The organism is Sorangium sp. So ce296, assembly GCF_051529605.1.
Classification (GTDB): domain Bacteria; phylum Myxococcota_A; class Polyangia; order Polyangiales; family Polyangiaceae; genus Sorangium; species Sorangium cellulosum_D.
In genome coordinates this window covers 9,925,712-9,945,603 of record NZ_CP150325.1, presented here as the reverse complement: position 1 = coordinate 9,945,603, position 19,892 = coordinate 9,925,712, and the positions used below count along the sequence as shown (strand labels likewise).

Genomic DNA, 19,892 nt, shown 5'->3' with positions numbered 1-19,892 from the left:
ATCAAGCGTCTCGTGGTGGAGAGATGAGGAGGTCCGCGGCTCACATGAAGCTTTCGAAATTCGCGCTCTTTGGGATGATCGCTCTCGCCGGGTGCTCCGCAGGAGGGGGAGGAACGGACGAGGAGGACACGGGGCAGATCGAGCTGAACCTGATCGGCGCGGCGGCGTCGGGCAACGTGTACCGTCTGCGCGACGGGATCGTGATGGTCCAGGGCCCGCAGGACACGATCTTCTTCAACACCGAGGACGACCCGAACCGATTCCGCCTGAGCGCGGACGTCCCGGCGGGCAGCTATTACACGTTCCTTCAGGAGGGCTGGCGGCTCGAGCGCCTGAACCTGGACAACACCATCGAGCCGGTAGAGGCGCAGTTCCTCTCGCCGAACCCCCAGTGGTTCAACGTGTACGCCGACCAGAACACGCTGGTCCCGCTGCGCTTCCGGGTCGGTGGGGACGACGTGGTGCTCGACCGGGGCTCCTTCGACATCGTGATCGAGGTCGAGGAGGCGCCCTCCACGTCGACGCTGTGCACCGACGACAGCGAGTGCGGGCCGGGCGGGACGTGCTGCCTGGCGGGCTTCGTCGGCACCTGCACGCAGCTCGGGGAGGGCGAGGCGTGCCCGCTGCCCGACCTCACCGTCTCCGCGGACGCGGCGCAGTTCAGCCTGAGCATCGGCCACGAGAGCTTCCCGGCGGACAGCTGCGCGATCGTGGAGGGCTGCGTGGGCGGGGCGGGCGACCGCCGCCTGATGCGCTTCTCGACCGAGACGCCGAACGTCGGCGAGGCGGACATGATCCTCGGCGATCCGACGGCCGTCGACGGCTTCGAGTACTCCGCGTGCCACGGCCACTACCATTTCGAGGGATACGCCCGGTACGAGCTCCTCGACGGCACCGGCGCGGTCGTCGCGACCGGCCACAAGCAGGCGTTCTGCCTGCTCGACAGCTCGCCGGTGGGCATCCCGGGGGCGCCGTCGACGTCGCGCTTCCACTGCGGCTTCCAGGGCATCCAGCGCGGCTGGAGCGACGTTTACAGCTCCGGCCTCGACTGCCAGTGGGTCGACATCACCGGCGTGAGCCCGGGGGACTATTTCCTCCGCATCACGATCAACGCCGATCGCACGCTGCCGGAGAGCGATTACGGCAACAACACGATCGAGATCCCCGTGACCATCCCGGAGGACGGCTCGACGGTGCCCGGGGATCCGCTCTCGGCCTGCTCCAACCCCTTGGGCGGCGAGTGGCGCGACTGCGGCTGGTCGATCGCGCCCGGCTACGAGGCCGTGGCGTGCGACCCGAACACGGTGATCACCGTGGGCTGCGGCTGCCCTGGCGGCACCTGCGCGAACGATCCGATGCTCCGGGTGTGCGACGGCGCCTCGGGGTGCACCGGCGAGGAGGCCCTGTCCTCGGTGGACGACGCGTGCGGCTACTGCCCGCAGACGCAGTTCGTCTGCCCGGAGAGCGGCGTCTACACGGTGCTCGTCGCTTCGTACGACGCGACGGCCTCGTTCACCTGCGACGTCTCCGCCACCGTCGCGACCCCGTAAGGCGCGGCCTCGCGCCCGGTCCGTCTCCTCGATCTCCTCCTCACGGTCCGCCCGCGCGCGTGCTACGAGAGCGCCGCGCGGGCGGCGGCGCGCTCGCGGGGCGGCGGAGGGCCGTCCCCCCGGGCGCGCCCCGCGTCCGGCCGCAGGAGACGCGATGCGCCCCATTCGAGACAGCGATCTGCCGCCCGTCAAGGAGCTCACCCGGTCGTTCTTCCGGGCGGTGAATCCGCACGTCGAGCCGGCCGAGTTCGAGGACAAGTGGCAGGCCGCGCTGCGCTCGCCGATGCGGTTCATGCGGAGCTTCCCGCAGGCGTGGCACGTGGATCTGCTCGACGTCCCGCGGGCGCGGGTGCCCGGCGGCCGGTGCCTGTGCTTCGGCGACGCGCACCCCGACAATTTCGGGCTCATCACGTTCACGGTGGGCCCGCGCTACGTGTTCAACGATCTCGACGACGCGGGCCCCGGGCTCGCCGCGCTGGACGCGCTGCGGTACTTCACGGTGCTCCGGCTGCTGCTCGACGACGGGAAGGCGCTCGCTGAGCTCATGGAGCTTTACGAGGACATGCTCCAGGGCAACGAGCCCCTGCGCGAGCTCCCCGAGGCGCTGTACCCCGACGTCGCGGCCAGGGACGCGCGCCAGCTCGCGAAGTGGACCGAGGGCGAGGCGTTCCGGTTCGACGAGCCCTCGCTGAAGCTGTCGCGCGCGGAGGCGGGGACGGGCGACCGGCTGCTCGAGGCGCTCGGGCGGTCCGGGCAGCTCTCGGACGTCGAGGTGCTCGCGCTCGCGCACCGGGACCGCGACGCGGGCGGCTCGGGGGGGCTCGAGCGGTACCTGATCCTCGGCCGCGAGCGGGGCGGAGAGCGGGGGCTGCGCCTCCTCGAGCTCAAGGAGACGACGCACGCGGCGACGAGCTGGAACAACTTCCTGCACGAGGACGAGGGCCGGATCGAGCGGGTGAAGGCGTCGATATGGCGCGGCCTCGAGGTGCCGTTCTACCAGGAGGTGCAGGTCGGCAGGAGCGTGTACCTGCTCCGGGATCGCCTGGGCCGGGCCTCGGTGGACATCGAGGACCTGTCGAAGCGCGATCTCCGCGCGGTGCTGGAGGCGCAGGTGAGCATCCTCGCGCGGCAGCACGCGGAGGCGTTCGCGGGGCTCGACCTCGGCAAGCTCGACGACTGGCTGAGGGAGAGCCTCGATGTGACGGCGAAGCGGTGGCTCAAGGCGTACGAGCGGGCGCGGAGGCGGTGACGCGGCGACAGGCCGCCTCGCGCGGCGCTCGGTGCTTCCTTGTCTCGGGAAAGGTGGACGTGATGCGTCATCTCCTCGTGAGGGCATGGGGGCGTCAGGGGATGCTCGAGCCGGCGAGGGGGAAGTGAGCGTGTCGTTCGGCGTAGATCGTGGCTGATGGCGGCGGCTGCCCTTTTCCATCTTCATGGCGCGGCGATGAGCTTTCTCCGGAGATCCACGACGGCCGCGGCGCTGCTCGCGAGCGCGCTCGCGCCGGGCCTGGCCGCTGCCGCGCCCGACGCGCCGCTGCCGCATGCGAAGCCGCCGGCCGAGCCTTCCGCCGAGGCGCCGCCGGCCGGGCGCGATGCGCCGCCGGCCGAGGCGCCGCGCGATGCCCTGTCGACAGAGCCGCCGCGCGATGCGCCGAAGGACGCGTTGGTGCCGCCAACACCGCTCACGCCGCTCGGCGCCGACTACCCTGCTGGAGCGCACGGCGACGCGCTGGTCCGCCTCGTCCTCACCGTCAACGCGGACGGGACGGTCCGCGCCGCGGTCGCCGAGGAGGGGCAGGAGCCGTTCGCCTCGGCCGCCGTGGCCACCGCGACGTCGTTCCGCTTCGCGCCGGCCACCAGGAACGGCGCGCCGGTCGCCGCGAAGATCCGCGTCGAGGTCCGCTTCACCGAGGCCGCGCCGCCCGCGCCGCCCGACGCCTCCGCGCCTGCCGCGGCGCCGCCGCCCGCGCCGGGCGGCGGCCCGGCCCGGGCGCCCGCGCCGCCGCCCGGCGCGCCGCGATCGCTCGAGGTCACCGTGCACGGCGAGCAGCAGGCGCCGGGCGTCTCCAGCTTGAGCCGCGGCGAGGTCAGGATCGTCCCCGGCGCGTTCGGCGACCCCTTCCGCGCGATCGAGATGCTCCCCGGGGTGACCCCGCTCGTCACGGGGCTACCGTTCTTCTACGTCCGCGGGTCGCCGCCGGGCAACGTCGGTTATTTCCTCGATGGCGTCCGTGTCCCCTATCTCTATCACCTCGGGCTCGGGCCCTCCGTGGTCCATCCCGGCATCGTCGATCGCGTCGACCTTTACCCGGGCGGCTACCCCGCGCGTCACGGCCGGTACGCGGGCGGGATCGTCGCTGGCGAGACGACGCCGCCACTGCCGTACTGGCACGGTGAGGGCATGCTCCGGCTCGTCGACGTGGGCGGGCTCGTCGAGGGTCCTTTCGCCGACGGACGCGGGGTCGCGCTCGTGGGCGGCCGCTATTCCTACACGGCGCTGCTCCTCTCGCTGGCCGCGCCCGAGGTGGCGCTCGACTACTGGGATTACCAGGCCCGGCTGTCGTACCAGGTCGCCCCGGAAGGTCGGGTGAGCGTCTTCGCGTTCGGCGCCCACGACTACCTCGGAGACGAATCCGGCGGCGAGACGACGACGCTCTTCGACACGACATTCCACCGGATCGATCTCCGGTACGACCATGCCTATGGCCAGGGCAGCACGCTGCGCGGCGCGCTGACGCTCGGCCACGACGAGACGGGGATCGAGGGCGGCCAGAAGGCGCTGACGCGGAGCCTCGGCGCGCGCCTCACGCTCGCTCACCGGCTGCGCGACGAGACCGTGATCCGGGCCGGCATCGACGCCGTGGTCGACGACAACGTGCTCGACCTCGGGACCGACGTCGGCGACTCCCCGGGCGACGTCGCGCCGGACGGTGACGACGATGACGATGTCTCGGTCGGCGATCTCCTGTTGAGCCGCGTCGACTTCACGACGGGTGGTTACATCGAAGCCGACATTGCGATCACCCCGCGCCTGCGCATCACCCCGGGGCTCCGGCTCGATCTCTACCATTCGGACGGCGCCGTCGCGCTCGGCGTGGATCCGCGGCTCTCGGCGCGGCTCTCTCTGGGGCGCGGCGTCACGTTCGTGCAGGCGCACGGCCTCGCGTCCCAGCTGCCGAGCTTCGTCGTTCCGATCCCTGGCATCCGCCCGCGCCTCGACGACGGGCTCCAGCGGAGCTTCCAGTCGAGCGCCGGCCTCGAGTTCGCGCTGCCGGCGGACATCGACGCGACGGTCTCGGTGTTCCACAACGCGTTCTTCGACATGACCGACGCGCTCGGCGCCGCCGGCTTCCAGTCGATCGACGAAGCCTTCACGCTCCGCGCGCTCGGCGCCGCGACCGGCGTGGAGCTGTCCGCGCATCGGCGGCTCACGAAGCGCATCGGAGGATTCGCGTCGTACACGCTGTCCCGCTCGACGCGGAGCATCGGCCGCAGCCGGCAGGTGACCTCGGTCGATCGGACCCACGTGGCGAACGCAGCGCTGACCTACGATTTCGGCCGCGGCTACAGGGCTGGCGGGCGCTTCGTGTTCTATTCCGGGCTTCCCCAGCGGGTTGGCGGCGTGACGCTCCCGCCGGGCAGCGGCGTCCCCGGGGGGCTCGGGTCGGCCGCCGGCGCGGAGCCCCGGTGGGAGCGGCTGCCGCCGTTCTTCCGCCTCGATGTCCGCCTGGAGAAGCGCTGGTCGATCGGGAAGTCGGGCTGGCTGGCGGTGGTGCTCGACGTGCTCAACGCGACGATGTCGAAGGAGAACATGCCGCGGATGTGCGATGGGTTCGGGCCGTGCGAGCCGACGGAGTTCGGGCCGGTCACGGTGCCGAGCCTCGGGCTGGAGGGCGGGTTTTGAGGGCGTGGGGCGAGGTGAGCCTGGAGGACGCGCCGGACGGCGGGCCTGGCTGCGGGGCGCGATGTGCCGGTGACCACGCCCCAAGGTCCATGAGGCCGGTCTCTGACACCCGGCTCATCTACAGCCGGCCTTGCCGCCGTGGGCGCATTCGATGATCATTGCATCGCCATGCAGACCATTCTGGGCAAGCTCAACGGCACGTTTCTCGTGAACGTGCTCACCCAGTCGTACCCGGTCTCGAAGTCTATCCGAGCCGCGGTCGCGTACGCCGAGTTGTACGATCCGCTGATCGATCACCTTCGCCGGCATCCCGAGGTTCGCCTGAAATTCTATGGACGGATGGATGAGACCGGCGCCGTCGCGATCCAGCTCCTAGACTGGTTCCTCAAGAAGGCTTCTCCGAAGGTCGAGTGCTTCCTGGTGAACGGCGCCTATCACCCCAAGGTCATCTGGTGGCACGGGTACGGAGCGTACATCGGCTCGGCCAATCTCACGCGTAACGGGTGGGAGAAGAACATCGAGGCCGGCCTCTTTCTTACAGAGGATGAGTTGGATGACTGCGGGGTCGCCGAGCAGCTCGACAACCTGTTCGAGGAGCTGGACCGGATCTCGCTCCGGTTGACTAACGAGCTGTACGCGAAGCTCAATGACATTGAGAAGGAACGCCGCCCCATCCGGCCGCACATCGACAGCCTCAAGCGGAAGTACGACGATTTGCTGGGCAAGGAGAAGCCATACGCAGGGCAGACGGTCGTGTTCCGGCCCGGCGAGCGCCCGTCGAAAGCACGTCAGGAGTTCGTGGATGAGTGGCGTGAGACGCTTCAGCTCATGCGGACGCTGTGCCGCGACTTCGATGCCATGCAGAAGCGGCCCGTCTGGGTGCCCGCGACGACAAACCCCACGGTCCACTTCGACCAGTTCCTGCACGGCTACTACTACCACATCGTAGTGAAATCATTCGACGAGGGCGACAGCGGCGCGAAGGTCGGGCAGCTCTACGAACGCCACAAGACGTCCCCGGAGCGGGCGCTCGCCACCGCGGCTGACTGGTGGGCCAGCCTCAGCGAGCCTCCCTCGAAGGGAGCCAATGATGAGGCATACTTCATCCGCGAGCGTGCGCCTCGCATGCAAGAACTACTCACGAGGGCCACGCTCGAGAGCATGACGGAGGAGACGTTCGTGGAGGCCATGACCAACGTATACGCTTTCCGCGACAATGCTCGTCATGTCGAGAACTCAATCTACGGACTCCCAGCCGGTCACCATGAAACTGAGGGTGAACGGGTCGAGCGCTTTGCGAAGTGGATCTGGACCAGGCGCTCTGACGCCGGCAAGAGTGTCGTCGATCTCCTCCAGTTCGTCATCTACGCTAGCGATCCCGCCGACGCCGTGGATCGACTGTGGATGGCGACGAAAGATAAACGGTGGAGGCTTCCGCGCCTTGGCAAGAGCTCTCTCGGCGAGGTTCTCGGTTGGGCCAGACCTAACGACTATCCCCCTCGCAATGACCGTACCAACAAGGCTCTCCGAGCGCTCGGCTACGACGTACGGGTCTTCAAGTAGGTGAGTTCTTCTCCGGATCCGTCGGCACGAGCGGCTTTCGTAGGAGCTGCGCATGCCGCCGTTCAACAGCCAGCGCGAGCGTCCCGACCCTCGGCACTGCTCATCTTTTAGGCGCCCGTGACGAGCGGCGCTTCGAAGCCGATCGTATGGCCAACTTGTGCGGCATACCGGCTGCCCGTCGCGGCGGCTCGCGACGAAGACGATAGGGCAGCGCCTCGTCAGGCCCACTCGGCAAGGGTGAACGGGACGATGGCCGAGAACCCTTTCGTCTTCTTGAACGACATCCGATGCACGAAGTTCGTCATGGCATTGGATGGGTCGAGCCTGTCCAAGTTCAGCCGCTCGAACGTGGGGCGGACGAAGTTGACGCCGAGGATCGTCATCGGCCCCTTGTGCCCGGTGCTAACGTCGAGGAGTTCCGTCGAGACATTCACGACGACCCGTTCAACTGGTAGCAGCGCGAAGATTTCACGGGCCACGCGCAATGCACAGCTACATACGTGATCCTGATAGATCTCCCAGTAGCGCCCAGCAGGTATGGTCTTCACGGACAGCTTGCCTGCCGCGGTCAGCCGCCGCTCCTCGGTGGGAACGATCTCCTGGTCGCGCACGGCACAGGCGACGGCGATTCCACCCGGAAGAACCTCGTCAAGCGATACGATGATCCCGAGCTCGCCCAGCTCGTCGAAAGGAGCAATGTAATCCAGCACTGCCCTGTAGGCTTCGAGTTCGTGCGAGAGGACGCCGTGGGCCACGCGTTTGTACCACTGCCACTGGGCCATGGCCTGCTGGTGCTGCTGTAATGCCATGTGATGCTCGGCCTGGTCTCCCTGGCGCGCCCGTTCGACGTCCTCGGTCAGCGCTTGTCTCCGCTTGACCTCCTGCTTGAACAGCTTCTCTGTGAGCGATGGCTCGTAGGTCTGGAGGGCATGCTGTGCAGCCGCTTCGTGGCGCCCGGTGAACACTGGCGGCGGCGGCGGCGCTGCCGCAGCGATCTGTCGCCAATCCCAAGGATTCCAGCACTCTTTGTGGACGGAGACGATGACCTGGAGGTAGTTCTCAAAGAGCGCAACTTCATAGGCCGCCCGTTGTTGCTCTTGCATCCGCTCGGCTGCCGCCATCTGGGCCATCAGTTCGCGACGACGGCGGAGCGCGTCGCGCTCCGCACGGCGCCTGGCAGCGGCTTCGGCCCTCTCAATGCGACGCGCGGTCGCCACGGTGCTTCGAACGAATCCACGCCAGCCCATGATGGGTAGCAGGCTACGACGAACTGGATTCGGCGGTCAACCGGTTCGACGACCTGCACAGTGGGACCAGCTACGCCGCGTTGGTGTATCCGCGTCAAGGCATCGCTCTTCGCGAACCGCTGTCGGCGAGCGCGCCCCGACCGCGGTTGTGGGTTGAGCGTCAGGGGGGAGCTCCCAGACGACGAACAGGAACCTCCGGCTGACCCAGCTCAACACCGGAATCAGAGATGCGGGGTCTTCCCCTGCGCCAAGCGCTGGGATCATCAAAACATTTCAGAGGATCCGCGGATCGGCGAACAACTTCCCGTCTGGTTCGTCCTGGATCCGGTGACGATCCGGACCTGACGGATGGCTCGCATAGAACGCGCCATCGCTCCGGTGGAGGACCACGATTGGAGGTATCCGTGGATCTTTGAGCCGGGCTTCGTAGGCGGCGACGTCGCACAGAACGACGTCATCCTGCGCGCCGTCGGACCACGCGAGGCGCAGCGGAACGGTGAGCGGCGTCGTCTCAATAGCACCCCAGAGAAGGGCGCATCCTCCGCCCACTGCGCCGGGATCGCGTGCCGCCCGCGCGATGCGAAGCTACATCTCCGGGACGGGAAGGCCACCGTACGAAGTGCGCGACCACAGGCTGGCGGCGCCGGGTGCTGGGACCGGCGTTGGCACCCGCGCCGGCAGGCGCGGCGTCGAGGCGCAGGCCGCGAGGAGGCGCGAGGAAGAACGACGCGCGCGGCACGCTTGGCATCGCCGAGAGCATCGCCCGGCGGAGGCCGGTGCGCAGGGGACGGTCGGAGCAGCCGCGCTGAACCCGGCGCGGCGCGCCCGTCGCCCTGGGGCCCCGTTACGGTCCGAGCTCTCGCTGTGGGACCGGTACACGTTGTCCGTGAACTCTTCCTTCCAGCCTTCCACAACTTCTACTCCACGGCCCATGGGGACGCAGCGTGCAGCACGGCCTACGCCGCCCGCTCGCCTGCGCCCCGGGGACGGGGTAGGCTTGGCAAGTGGCTGCCGTAGACCCGACGCGATTGGCGGAGAACCTGCGCTTGGCCTTCGAGCTGCACGACGCAGGCGTGGCACTGATGCGGCAGAATCTCCGGCGCCGGCTGCCCGAGGCGAGCGAGGAGGACATCGACGAGCGCCTTGCCGACTGGCTGCGGGAGCGTCCCGGCGCCGAGTTTGGCGATGCAGAGGGGCGGCCCGTTCCCTGGCCGCGACGCGCCCCGTGAGCACACTTAAGACGCCCTCGACCGCGTGGTCACAGACTTGGAGAGGCTCAACAGGTGACTCGCGCTCGTGGGAGGCCTTGTGTCCGCACGGGCGGAACCGCGGTTCTCAAGGGATGTCGATCTCGCCGTGGTGCTGGCTGACAGTGCGCTGGCTCAGATGGTGAGGTCGCGCGCTACCGGCGGCTTGAGTTGAAATTCAACCCGGAGCCTGTCGAGAGCCCTCCGGCTGAATTGAAATTCAACCCGGAGCCTGTCGAGAGCCCTCCGGCTGAATTGAAATTCAACCCGGAGCCTGTCGAGAGCCCTCCGGCTGAATTGAAATTCAACCCGGAGCCTGTCGAGAGCCCTCCGGCTGAATTGAAATTCAACCCGGAGCCCGTCGGAAGCCCTCCGGTTGCTTTGCGTGCACGCGGACCAAACGCTCAGCTCAGGGGCCGCGGCCTCGCCAGTACCTGGGCCGGCGGCGGAGGTGCATGACCGCAAGTACGAGGATGCGATCGGGCTCGACGGAGTAGAGCAGCCCGTAGGGGAATTGATGGAGAATCAGGCGCCGGACACCCAGCTCGACCTCGGGGCCTTGCTCAGGGGCTTCGGCGATGCGGTCGAGGGCTGCGAGCACCTGAGCCTCGAAGCGATCGGCGACGCGCGGATCGCGCGCCTCGTACCAGAGGAACGCGTCACGAGCCTCGCTCTCTGCTTCGCTCGCGAGGACGACGGGACGGCGCGTCATCTGAGCCGCGCGAAAATGCGGCGCCGAGCCTCCTCCCAGGGGACGGGCTGAGAGCGCCCTGCCCGGACGTCGTCGAGGCGCCTCCGGGCCTCCTCGACCCACGCGCGCTCGACCTCTTCCGGCGACTCGTCACCCACGCTTTCCAGGAGCCGCAGGGCAAGGACGCGCCGTTCGCTCTCGGGGAGCTTCATCGCCTGGTCGAGGAGTTCTTCGGCCGGGAGGCTCATGGCCAGCAGCGTAGCAGATGCGGCGGCGGCGCAGAGCGGAGGGACGTCCGACCCGAGGGTGCTCCTGGGCACAGCGCTCGTGGGCAGGGCCATCCGGAGAAACCGTCCGATCCCCTTATCGGGGAACAGCGAGATAACGGCCGTCCGGGACGAGGGCGGCGGCTCGGACGAGGCCACCTAACCCCGCGAAATCCTTCAGCACCCCCGGCAAGAATTGAACTTGCGACCTTCGGTTTAGGAAACCGCTGCTCTATCCACTGAGCTACGGGGGCAGGGGCATCAGCCGCTACGGGGGCGGGACCCTGGCACACCTCGTCGCGTGCATCAAGCCCGATCCCTGGCCGCCTCTTCGTTCAGCCCGCCCTTCCGCTTCCTCTCCGTCCGTTCCGCCGCTCGTCCGCCTTCATCCCCTCCCCTCCCCGCCCCGCCCTCCCCGCCCCTCGCTCACGTCGTCCACGGCCCTCCCCAGAGCGCCACCCCGATCGCCAGCGCGATCCCACCCCGCGCCAGCCCTGCCCGCAGCGCCCCCACCGCGCGCTCCCGGCTCCCCCGCACCACCCGGGCGATCTGCGGCGCCCCGCGGTAGGCGTGGGTCGGCTGCACCACCTCGACCCGCACCTCGTCCCCGAAGCCGAAGTCGACCCTCTCCCCCGTCCCCATGATCCCCGTGGTCCCCGCCCCGCCCTCTCCCGCCTCCTCCGCCCCGATCAGCCTCCGCGGCAGCGGCAGCGTCAGCACCTTCGCCAGGGCCACGGCGTCGACCACGAACAGCGCCCCCACCACGGCGAGCCCGACCGCCGCCACCGCGGGCCCCACCTCGGGCACCGCCGGCCTCCCGAACAGCGCCGGCGCCGTCAGCGCCGCCGCCGCGATCACCGCCGCCGTCGCCGACCACACGGCGCGCCGATCCGCCTGCGCCACGACCGAGCCTGCGCGCGCCCTCCCGACGCGGTTCGCCGCGAGCAGCACCACCGCGAGCGCCGGAACGAACGGCAGCGAGAACACGGCCCCGAACGGCGCGCCGACGAGCATCCCCACCGGCCCCAGCACGAGCCCGACGGTCATGCCGTTGACGACGCCGGCCACCACGATGGCCCACAGCGAGAGCAGGCTCGCCACGATCGGCCCCCGCCGGGTCCACCGCCCCGGTCCGCTCGCCCCCCCCGGCCGGTCCGCCCATCCCGCGACCGCGCCCGGCGCCGCCGCGCCGGCGCTCCCCACGCCCCCGATCCGGCTCGTCATGTAGTGGCCCAGGAGCCCCGCGACGACCGGCGTCACGCCCGCGAGCAGGTAATGGACCGAGCGGTCCGGGAGATGGAAGCTGTCTGCGGTGAGCCAGCCGCCCACGAGCCCCATCGCCCCGAAGGGGAGCACGAGCGACACAGGACCATCAGGCGACACGGAATCGGACGTTGAACGCGGCATCTTGAAACCTCCGGCTCGTTCGTTCCCCTTCGACGCGCTTGCCCTCGAGCAGCTTCCAGCAGGCTGGCTCGCCGCCCGACCTTCCATCTTCTCATCCCCGCGCTCGACGCGCACTGCCTTCGCGGCGCGCCGCCCGCGCCTCGCCGCCCACGCCGCGCGAGCCCGTGGACCCCTCGGCTCCCCGCTCGGCTCCCCGGCCGACCCCACGCCGCGTCTCCTCCCTGCGCGTCCGCCCCCGCCCGCGTTCCGCGCCGGCACGCCGCCGGCACGCGATCAGCCCGCGTCCAGCCGCGGCGCCCGCGGCTCCGGGTAATGGCTGAGCGCCACCAGGTTCCCCTCGGGATCGCGGGCGTACATCGTGTAGGCGCTCTCCCGCTCGACGGCCACGCCCGCCGCGGCCAGCCGGCGGCGCCACGCCTCGCGCTCGGACGGGGCGATCCCCAGCGCGACGCAGTGCCAGCCCGGCGCCTCGTCCGAGCGCGTCGGCCCGGCGGCCGCCGCCCGCTCCACGGCCAGGAAGGCGCCGCCCCCGAGCCCGAGCCACACCGACCGCGGCGCTCCGGCCTCGTCCGTCCAGCGCCGCACCACCGGCAGCCCGAGGACGCCCGCATAGAACGCCTCCGCCCGCTCCAGATCGCGCACGACCACGGCCAGGTGATGGACCGACAGCGACGGCAGCGTCTCGCCCATGCAGCCCCTCATCTCAGCGCCTTTCTCGCGGTGCCGCACCGAAAAACCGTACGAAAACCGCGCACCCCGCGCCCCCGCAGGCCCGGGCGCCCGAGCGAGCTGGCTTGCCCCGGCAAGACACCTCGTCTATGGTCCCGCTCGCGGACGCTCCGCCCGGGGAGTCGCACAGTCCGGTAGTGCACGAGCTTTGGGTGCTCGTTGTCGCGGGTTCAAATCCCGCCTCCCCGACCCTCTCCGACGATCCCGTCCCCTGCCGCGCCCCCGACGAGCCCCCTGCCAAAGCGCTCGCCCGCTCCGCCGCCCGCTTTCATCGTCCCCGTCGCGCCTGCAGCTTACTTGGCCCCCTCGGGTCTCCCGCGCATAGTCCCGCCGATGTCGACGCGCGGAAGGCTCATGCTCGGCGCATGTCTCTCCTTGTCCGTCCTCGCGGGGTGCGGCGGGCAGCAGGCGGCCGCTCCGGCCGCGGCCCCGGCCAAGCAGGGGGCGAGCGCAGCCCCGGCCAAGCAGGCGGCGCCCGCCGGGCAGCTCGCCCGCGCCGACGTCGACCGGGTGCTGCTGCAAGGCCCGCCCTGGATCCTGCGGCGCGTCCCGGTCGAGGAGGTCATCCGGGCCGGCGCGTTCATCGGCTGGAAGATCCTCGCGCTGCCCGCGGACTGGAGCTCCATCGAGCTCAAGCCCGGCGACGTCGTGACCCAGGTGAACGGCACGACGCTCGAGCGCCCGGACGACCTGTTCGCGGCCTATCGCGCCCTGGCCAGCGCGAGCGAGCTCAAGATCGCCTACGAGCGCGAGGGAACCGCGCGCGAGCTCGCGATGCCCATCTTCGGGCCTCCTTCTCCGGAGACCGTCAAGGCCCTCGAGAGCGACAGCCCCCCGCGCCGCCCGGCGACGACCCGGCCCCGGGGAACGACGGTGATCGAGGAGGACGACGGCGCCGCGCCGCTCGACGACGGCGCGCCCTGAGCGAGCCCCCACCGCCGCGCGCCCGCCCACGGGCGCTCGGCGGCATGCGATCCCTTCACGCGAGCCCCCCGGCGCCGCGCTCCCTCACACGAACGCCTGCCGCCGCGCTCCCTTCACGCGAGCGCCCGGCGCCGCGCTCCCCCGCGGAAGCGCCGGGCGCGGCGTCTCACATGTCGAGGGCCAGACCCAGGACCCACGTCGAGGTGCCGACGTGCATCTGCGGGCTCGAGCCGAGCCCGTCGAGGTTCGCGTACATCCACTCGCCGAAAAAGTAGGTGTGGTTGATGCCCGTCGTCTCGTCGAGCTGCGACGACGCGCGGCGGTCCATCCAGTTGAGCGCGAGCATCGCGCCGAGCGCGAGGTGCGTGCCCCAGGTGATGCCCTCGCCCCGGACCCCATCGACGTCCGCCGTGCCAGGACCGGACGACGTGAACCAGAGGCCCATGCCGAGCCCCGCCTTCGCGTAGGGCACGATCGGAACGCCCGTCCTGCGCATCAGCTCATCGCCGCGAAGGACGGCGGACACGTGCATCGGCATGATGATGAGCGAGGTCTCCTCCGCCTCGGCCCTCGTGTCGCTGCCCGCCTCGAACGCCTTCGCCGACGTCGACGTGTACCCCCAGCCGAGCCCCGGGCCGATCGCGCCGACGTACGGGATCCGGAGCGGCAGCCAGTCGAGCTCCATGCCGAAATAGAACTGCGCGCCGTCGCCGAAGGTCCCCTCGTAGGGGCCCGCGCCGGAGAACTCCTCGTCGACCTCCGGAGAGTACGGGGCGAAGCGGAGCTCGAACGCGAAGCTCTGCGGCGAGGCATAGCGCTCCTCGCGCAGGATCCTCGCCCGATCGTGCTGCCGCCAGTCGCTCCGGCTCGTCTGCGCGCCGGCCGCGGAGACGACGAGGAGCGCCGCGCTGCCGGCGAGGCACGCCGCGGCAAGATGACGGAGATGACGGTTCATTGGCTCTCCTGCTTGATGGAACGCGCGCGAAGGCGGCGGCCCCTGCGCCACAGACCGAGCGCCGCGCCAGCCACGACCACGCCGAGCGGCGCCGACACCCACCGGCCGGCCCCGACCGGCCCCCCGACGCTGCAGAACCCGCCCCCGGCCTGGCCGCCGGCTTCCCGGTACTTCTCGAAGAACCCGTCGACCTCGACCGGCGTCGCGCAGGACAGCTCCGACAGCGGGCCGGCATTGCCCACGAGGTCATAGGCCGCGACGCCGACGACGTACGACGTACCGTTGGCGATCGCCGCGCCGTCCTCGAACTTCGCCGCCTCGCCACGGTTGGCCTTCCCGACCTTGCCGCACCGCAACGCGGTCTCCGGGACCTCCCCGGGGACCAGGCGCGACGACTGGCATCCGGAGCTGCCGCCTCCCGTCGCTCCACCCCCGCTCCCGCCGCCGGCCGCCCCCGCGCCGTCGTCGCCTCCGCCGGCCCCCGCCCCGCCCGCGCCGGGCGAGGACTGCCCCCCTCCATCGCAGTAGAGATAGTACCCCTCCACGTCCTCGTCCTCGTTCTGCTTGAAGTCGACGAGGAGACGACCATCGCCGGGGTGCGCCTCGACCTGCGTCGGCGGCTTCGGGCCCTGGAGATCCAGCTTGGTGCTCTCCCACTTCGCGTGATCCGGCCCGTCCTGGTCCAGGGACTCGAGCCGCATGAAGTACATGGTGACCGACACCGCGCCGGTGCTGGACCGCGTGCCCTCGCACTCCTCGGCGCCGAGAGCCGCCGCGATCTCCTTGGACGACAGCTCGATCTCCATCGTGTCGTCCAGGGGGGACACGGTCTTGACCCGCCGGCACCGCGTGCCCGTGTCGCGGTTCGAGTACAAAGTGCAGTCCTGCGACTCGCTGACCCAGACCTCGAGCGTCTGGCTGGTCGAGAAGTCGCTCAGCGTGACCGTGAAGCGCAGATCGTTGTCCGTCAGGCAGTCCTCGCGGCTGATCCAGAGCGGGTTCTGCGCGTCCTGGCGCCTGTCCCCGGTGCGATCCACGTCGGTGCTGATGGTCACCGTCGCATCGGCCCGGCGCGCGCCTCCGGCGAGCGCCGCCGCCGCGAGCGCCGCCGCGCACATCCGGGCGAGGTGCCGCCGCCCTCGCGGCCGGAGCCGCACGAGAGTCCTTGTCGTGTCCATGGGCGGGTCCTTTCAGCACAGCTCGTACCACGCCGCAAATGCGTCGCACAGCCCTCCGCGCAGCAGGGAAACGGCGCCTCTGCCCCAGTCGGAGCCCCGTCCGAACCCCGCGTCCGCCGCGCCCGGAAGCACCGAGGACCCTTCGACCGCCCCCGCCGAAGGGCGCCTCGATACCCACGTCGGCGACGCGCGAAATGACGAGGTGGCCACCCTCGCGGTCCGTTCCTGACAAGTTGGCAGCGGCGCCGCGGCGCGCGGGGGCGAGCGGCGCGCGGGGGCGAGCGGGCCGGCGCGCCGCGCCGCGACGCTGGACGCGCCGCGTGGCCCGAAACACGCGCTCTTCGAGAGAGCTCGGCTAGCCTGGGCCGGGTGGACCCGACCGACGCAGCTCCCGCGGAGCCGAGCGCGAAGGGGCGCGCGGCCGCTCCGGAGCCGCAGCGCTCCGGGCAGCCGAGCGCGCGCCCGGACGGCGCGCCTGCGCCCGGGTCCGCCCCGTCCGTGCGCCCGACGTCGAGCCGGCCCAGCCGGCTGCCGCCGAGCACCGACACCGCCGTCCTCGGCGTCACCCTCACCCGTGTCGAGCTGCACCGGAGCGCGCTGCTCTTCTGCCTGCTCTTCCTCGCCGCCCTCATCTTCGTGGTCGGCCGCTCGGCGCGCGACGCGCTCTTCCTCACCAGGTTCCCCGTCACCTGGATCGCGCCGATGTGGATCGTGTACGGCGCCGCCTCCGCGGTCGCGGCGCTCGCCTACGACCGCGTCGCCCGCCGCCTGCCGCGCGCCCGCCTGTGCGTCGCCTTCGCCCTGTTCGGCGCGATCACGTTCGCGCTCCTGCGCGTGCTCATCGGCCAGGAGGTGCGCGGCGCGATCCTCGTCTTCTACATCTGGTCCGAGATCATCGCGAACTTCACCGCCGTCCTCGTCTGGGCCGTCGCCCAGGACCTGCACGACGCGCGCAGCGCCAAGCGCCTCTTCGGCCTGATCGGCAGCGGCCGCGTCGTCGGCACCGTCGCCTGCGGCTTCGGGACCGGCCTCGTCGTGACGTGGATCGGCACCGAGAACCTGCTGTTCGTGCTCATCGCCGCCCTGCTCGCCATGGCCTCGCTCACCACGGCGCTCGCGCGGCGGCACCCGCTGGAGCGGCCCCCGTCCGGCGACGAGGAGCGCATCCAGGCCCGCCTCCCCCGCATGGAAGTGTGGCGATCGCGCTACGCCCTCACCATCGCGCTCCTGACGCTCCTCCTCTTCACCGTGCTCACGGTCGGCGACTACCAGTTCAAGGCGATCGCCCTCACCGCCTACCCCGACCGCGACGATCTCGCCCGCTTCATGGCGCACCTCTACGGCGCCGTCGGCGTGATCGGCCTGCTCGTGCAGCTCGGCGCGACGCCGACGGTCCTCCGCCGCCACGGCGTGCTCGGCGGGCTGCTCGCCATGCCGGCCGCGTTCACCGCCAGCACCGCCGCGCTGGTCGCGATCCCCTCGCTCGCCTTCGCCTCCATCATGAAGCTGAGCGACAACGCGCTCCAGTTCACGATCTACGACGCGACGATGCAGCTGCTCTTCTTCCCGTTCCCGCCGGCGCTCCGGGAGCGGGTGCGGACGCTCGTCTCCGCGATCGCCAAGCCCCTCGGCTACGGCCTCGGCGCGCTGCTCCTGCTCGCCCTCGCGCCCACCGCCGCCACCGGCCCCGCGCTCGTCGAGGAGGCCGCGCGCATCGGCCTCTACTGCCTCCCGCTCTGCGTCGCCACCATCGCCCTCATCCCGCTCGTGCGGCGCGGCTACTTCGACGCCATGCGCCGGACCTTGATGCGCCGCCAGATCGAGCCGGACAGCGTCGTCTACGGCCCGCAGACGCGCGCGATCCTGACGGAGGCGCTCTACAGCCGCGCCATGACGCAGGTGCTCTTCGCCGTCGATCAGCTGCGCCAGCTCGACCCCGCCCTCGTGCGCGAGGCCGTGCCCGCGCTCGCGCGCCACGGCTCGGCCAGGGTGCGCGCGCTCGCGGTGCGCCTCGCGGCGGAGCTCGAGCACGAAGAGGGCGCCGAGATCGCGCGCGCGGCGATCCGCGACCGGAACACCGCGGTCCGCGTCGCCGCGGTCGACGCCCTCGCGGCGCTCTTGCGGGAGGACGCCCACGACGAGCTGCTCGCGCTCGCGCGGGAGAGCGACGCGCCCCGCGGCGCCCCCGCCGGCGCGCCCGGCGACGACGAGCTCCGGGCCGCCGCGATCGCCGCGCTCCTGCGCTACTGCGGCCTCGACGGCATGCTCGAGGGCGCGCCGCGGCTGCGCGCGCTGCTCGAGAGCCCCTCCCCGCGCGACCGCGTCGCCGCCGCCCGCATCCTCGGCATGGTCGGCCACGCGTCGCTCCAGCGCGCGCTCGCGCGGCTCATCGGCGACCCCGACCCCGCGGTGCGCCGCGAGGCCGTGCGCTCCTCGTCGAGCGTCGCCGATCCGCGCCTGCTCCACTTGCTCGCGGACGCCCTCGCCGAGCGCGCCCTCGCGTCGGCCGCGGCCCGGGCCATCGAGGCGCTCGGCGACGCCGCCATCCCCGAGCTCGCGGCGCGCCTCGACGACGACGGCACCCCGCGCGCCGCGCGGCTCGCGATCCCGCGCGTGCTCGCGCGGCTCTCCAGCCACGGCGCCCTCGACGCGCTGCTCGCCCAGATCGACCACCCGAACGAGGCCCTCCGCCAGAAGGTGCTCGCGTCGGCCTCGCGCCTGCGCCTCGCGCTGCGCGCGCCGCCGGCCCCCCTCCGGCGCATCCGCGCCTGCATCGACGACGAGACGGTCGAGCACGTCCGCACGCGCGAGTCGTACATCGCGGCGCGCCCCCGCGTCGCGGGCCCGCTGCTCGATCAGCACCTGCTCCGGCGGCTGCGGAAGGGGATCATCCGGGTGCTCCGGCTGTGCGAGCTCGCCTACCCGCGCGAGGTCGTCGCCCTGGTGCGCACCCACGTCTTCGGCCCCGATCCGGCGCTGCGGGCCAACGCGTTCGAGGTGCTGGAGTCGCTCCTCGACCGACCGCTGCGCGAGCGCCTCGTCTCCCTCGTCGAGCGCCTGCTCGCGCTCTCGGCCGAGTTCCCCCGGAAGCCCATGCCGCCCGAGGCCAGCGCCGTCGCCTGGATCCGCGGCGAGCTCACGCGCGGCGAGCCCTACAGCGCCGCGCTCGCGCTCGACGCCGTCGCGCGGCGCGCCATCTCCGGCGCGGCCGCGGACGCGCTCGCCGCGACCTGGGACCCCGACCCGCTCGTCCGCGAGGCCGCCGCCATCGCGATCGCGGTCACGGCGCCGCCCGGCGCCACCGAGCGCCTCGCCGAGCTGCGGGCCGATGAGGATCCCGCGGTGGCCCGTTACGCACGATACTGGGCGGTCACCGGCGGCACCGGCATCGAGCCCGAGGACGAGATGTACACCACCATCGAGAAGGTCCTGTTCCTCCAGCGTGTCCCGCTGTTCTCGCGCGTGGCCGGCGACGATCTCGTGGCGCTGGCGCGCGGCTCGCTCGTGGTCTCGCTGGCCCGGGGCGACGTCATCTTCCGCCAGGGCGAGCCGGGCGGCGCGCTCTACTCGATCATCTCGGGCGAGGTGAGCCTCACCCTGGACGGCCGCGAGGTCGCGCGGCTCGGCGCGAACGACGTCTTCGGCGAGATGTCGCTGTTCGACAGCGAGCCGCGGGGCTCGACCGCCGTGGTCACCGAGGACGCGGAGCTGCTCCGGGTCTCCGCCGAGGACTTCCACGAGGCGGTGCGGGAGACGGCCGAGATCGCCGACGCCGTGATCCGGGTGCTGAACCGGCGCCTGCGGGAGGCCGATCGCAAGCTGGCCGACGCGCACGCGCGGCTGTCGCTCCTGCCGAAGCCGCCGCAGCTGCCCTCGCGAGCGCCGCCGCCGCTGCCCTCGCGAGCGCCGCCGCCGTCGGACGAGGAGGCGCCGGCGCTCGACGACAGCGACCTCGATTGAGGCAAGGGCCGCGATGCGCGACGGCGCGCGCCGCGATGCGCGACGGCGCGCGCCGCGACGCGGGCGACGCGGGCTCGACGGTCGACGGCGCGCGCCGCGACGCGACGCGTGGCCCGGCGGAGCGGCGCCCCGAGCTCCGGGCGAGCTCCGGAACGGAGCTTGCAAAGCGCGGTGAACGCGCGGTGACTGATCCGGCGCGCGAGGACGTCTGAAGAGACCCGAGGACGCCCGAGGCCAGCCCGACCTCTTCCTGGCATCCCCCTCGAGAAGG

14 protein-coding genes and 2 tRNA genes are annotated in these 19,892 nt (G+C 71.6%); 8 read left to right on the top strand and 8 right to left on the bottom strand.

Going from position 1 to position 19,892, the window contains the following annotated elements; all coding sequences use genetic code 11:
- Positions 1-44 precede the first annotated feature (44 nt).
- The 4 genes from WME98_RS36910 to WME98_RS36895 all read left to right on the top strand — a co-directional run bounded on the left by WME98_RS36910 (position 45) and on the right by WME98_RS36895 (position 7,017).
- Positions 45-1,550 (top strand): lysyl oxidase family protein, encoded by a 1,506-nt coding sequence (locus WME98_RS36910; RefSeq protein ID WP_437946348.1) that lies wholly within the window; start codon positions 45-47, stop codon positions 1,548-1,550.
- Positions 1,551-1,704: 154 nt separating this feature from the next.
- Complete coding sequence (locus tag WME98_RS36905) at positions 1,705-2,799, top strand: hypothetical protein (RefSeq protein ID WP_437946347.1); 1,095 nt, start codon at positions 1,705-1,707, stop codon at positions 2,797-2,799.
- Positions 2,800-2,994: 195 nt separating this feature from the next.
- Positions 2,995-5,454, top strand: coding sequence for a TonB-dependent receptor domain-containing protein (locus WME98_RS36900; protein ID WP_437946345.1), 2,460 nt, complete (start codon positions 2,995-2,997; stop codon positions 5,452-5,454).
- Positions 5,455-5,622: 168 nt separating this feature from the next.
- Positions 5,623-7,017, top strand: a complete 1,395-nt coding sequence (locus WME98_RS36895; protein ID WP_437946344.1) for a phospholipase D family protein — start codon at positions 5,623-5,625, stop codon at positions 7,015-7,017.
- Positions 7,018-7,235: 218 nt separating this feature from the next.
- Here the strand turns inward: WME98_RS36895 and WME98_RS36890 are convergent, their stop codons facing one another.
- On the bottom strand, positions 7,236-8,234 hold the full coding sequence (locus WME98_RS36890) for a hypothetical protein (protein WP_437946343.1): 999 nt from the start codon (positions 8,232-8,234) through the stop codon (positions 7,236-7,238).
- A gap of 1,034 nt (positions 8,235-9,268) precedes the next feature.
- On the opposite strand from WME98_RS36890, the gene WME98_RS36885 reads away from it, so the two are divergent.
- Positions 9,269-9,493, top strand: coding sequence for a hypothetical protein (locus tag WME98_RS36885; protein WP_437946342.1), 225 nt, complete (start codon positions 9,269-9,271; stop codon positions 9,491-9,493).
- A gap of 427 nt (positions 9,494-9,920) precedes the next feature.
- On the opposite strand, the gene WME98_RS36880 is transcribed toward WME98_RS36885, so the two are convergent.
- The 5 genes from WME98_RS36880 to WME98_RS36860 form a co-directional block, all read right to left on the bottom strand.
- Positions 9,921-10,223: a type II toxin-antitoxin system RelE/ParE family toxin gene (locus tag WME98_RS36880; RefSeq protein ID WP_437946340.1), complete on the bottom strand. Its 303-nt coding sequence runs from the start codon at positions 10,221-10,223 to the stop codon at positions 9,921-9,923.
- Positions 10,220-10,627: an addiction module protein gene (locus tag WME98_RS36875; protein ID WP_437946338.1), complete on the bottom strand. Its 408-nt coding sequence runs from the start codon at positions 10,625-10,627 to the stop codon at positions 10,220-10,222. Before WME98_RS36875 ends, WME98_RS36880 begins: the two co-directional genes overlap by 4 nt.
- Before the next feature lie 22 nt (positions 10,628-10,649).
- Positions 10,650-10,722, bottom strand: a tRNA-Arg gene (locus WME98_RS36870).
- Between the two features lie 172 nt (positions 10,723-10,894).
- Positions 10,895-11,833 (bottom strand): hypothetical protein, encoded by a 939-nt coding sequence (locus WME98_RS36865; protein WP_437946337.1) that lies wholly within the window; start codon positions 11,831-11,833, stop codon positions 10,895-10,897.
- Between the two features lie 315 nt (positions 11,834-12,148).
- A complete protein-coding gene (locus WME98_RS36860; RefSeq protein WP_437946335.1) occupies positions 12,149-12,565 on the bottom strand; it encodes a VOC family protein in 417 nt (138 codons plus the stop codon).
- Positions 12,566-12,719: 154 nt separating this feature from the next.
- On the opposite strand from WME98_RS36860, the gene WME98_RS36855 reads away from it, so the two are divergent.
- Positions 12,720-12,793: transfer RNA gene (locus tag WME98_RS36855), tRNA-Pro, on the top strand.
- Positions 12,794-12,958: 165 nt separating this feature from the next.
- Positions 12,959-13,528 carry a serine protease gene (locus tag WME98_RS36850; RefSeq protein WP_437337316.1) on the top strand — a complete coding sequence of 190 codons (570 nt, stop codon included), beginning with the start codon at positions 12,959-12,961 and terminating at the stop codon, positions 13,526-13,528.
- Between the two features lie 166 nt (positions 13,529-13,694).
- Here the strand turns inward: WME98_RS36850 and WME98_RS36845 are convergent, their stop codons facing one another.
- Positions 13,695-14,483: an MXAN_2562 family outer membrane beta-barrel protein gene (locus tag WME98_RS36845; protein WP_437946334.1), complete on the bottom strand. Its 789-nt coding sequence runs from the start codon at positions 14,481-14,483 to the stop codon at positions 13,695-13,697.
- The gene (locus WME98_RS36840) at positions 14,480-15,661 is read right to left on the bottom strand and encodes a hypothetical protein (protein WP_437946333.1); all 1,182 of its coding nucleotides are present in this window, start codon (positions 15,659-15,661) and stop codon (positions 14,480-14,482) included. Before WME98_RS36840 ends, WME98_RS36845 begins: the two co-directional genes overlap by 4 nt.
- A 369-nt stretch (positions 15,662-16,030) precedes the next feature.
- Between WME98_RS36840 and WME98_RS36835 the strand changes: the two genes are divergently transcribed.
- Positions 16,031-19,621: an Npt1/Npt2 family nucleotide transporter gene (locus WME98_RS36835; protein ID WP_437946332.1), complete on the top strand. Its 3,591-nt coding sequence runs from the start codon at positions 16,031-16,033 to the stop codon at positions 19,619-19,621.
- Positions 19,622-19,892: the final 271 nt, after the last annotated feature.

What these genes read in the sequence shown, in the direction of transcription:
- WME98_RS36910 (WP_437946348.1), top strand. Translation starts at nt 45, where the DNA reads ATGAAGCTTTCGAAATTCGCGCTCTTTGGGATGATCGCTCTCGCCGGG.
- WME98_RS36905 (WP_437946347.1), top strand. Translation starts at nt 1,705, where the DNA reads ATGCGCCCCATTCGAGACAGCGATCTGCCGCCCGTCAAGGAGCTCACC.
- WME98_RS36900 (WP_437946345.1), top strand. Translation starts at nt 2,995, where the DNA reads ATGAGCTTTCTCCGGAGATCCACGACGGCCGCGGCGCTGCTCGCGAGC.
- WME98_RS36895 (WP_437946344.1), top strand. Translation starts at nt 5,623, where the DNA reads ATGCAGACCATTCTGGGCAAGCTCAACGGCACGTTTCTCGTGAACGTG.
- WME98_RS36880 (WP_437946340.1), bottom strand. Translation starts at nt 10,223, where the DNA reads ATGACGCGCCGTCCCGTCGTCCTCGCGAGCGAAGCAGAGAGCGAGGCT.
- WME98_RS36860 (WP_437946335.1), bottom strand. Translation starts at nt 12,565, where the DNA reads ATGGGCGAGACGCTGCCGTCGCTGTCGGTCCATCACCTGGCCGTGGTC.
- WME98_RS36850 (WP_437337316.1), top strand. Translation starts at nt 12,959, where the DNA reads ATGCTCGGCGCATGTCTCTCCTTGTCCGTCCTCGCGGGGTGCGGCGGG.
- WME98_RS36845 (WP_437946334.1), bottom strand. Translation starts at nt 14,483, where the DNA reads ATGAACCGTCATCTCCGTCATCTTGCCGCGGCGTGCCTCGCCGGCAGC.
- WME98_RS36840 (WP_437946333.1), bottom strand. Translation starts at nt 15,661, where the DNA reads ATGGACACGACAAGGACTCTCGTGCGGCTCCGGCCGCGAGGGCGGCGG.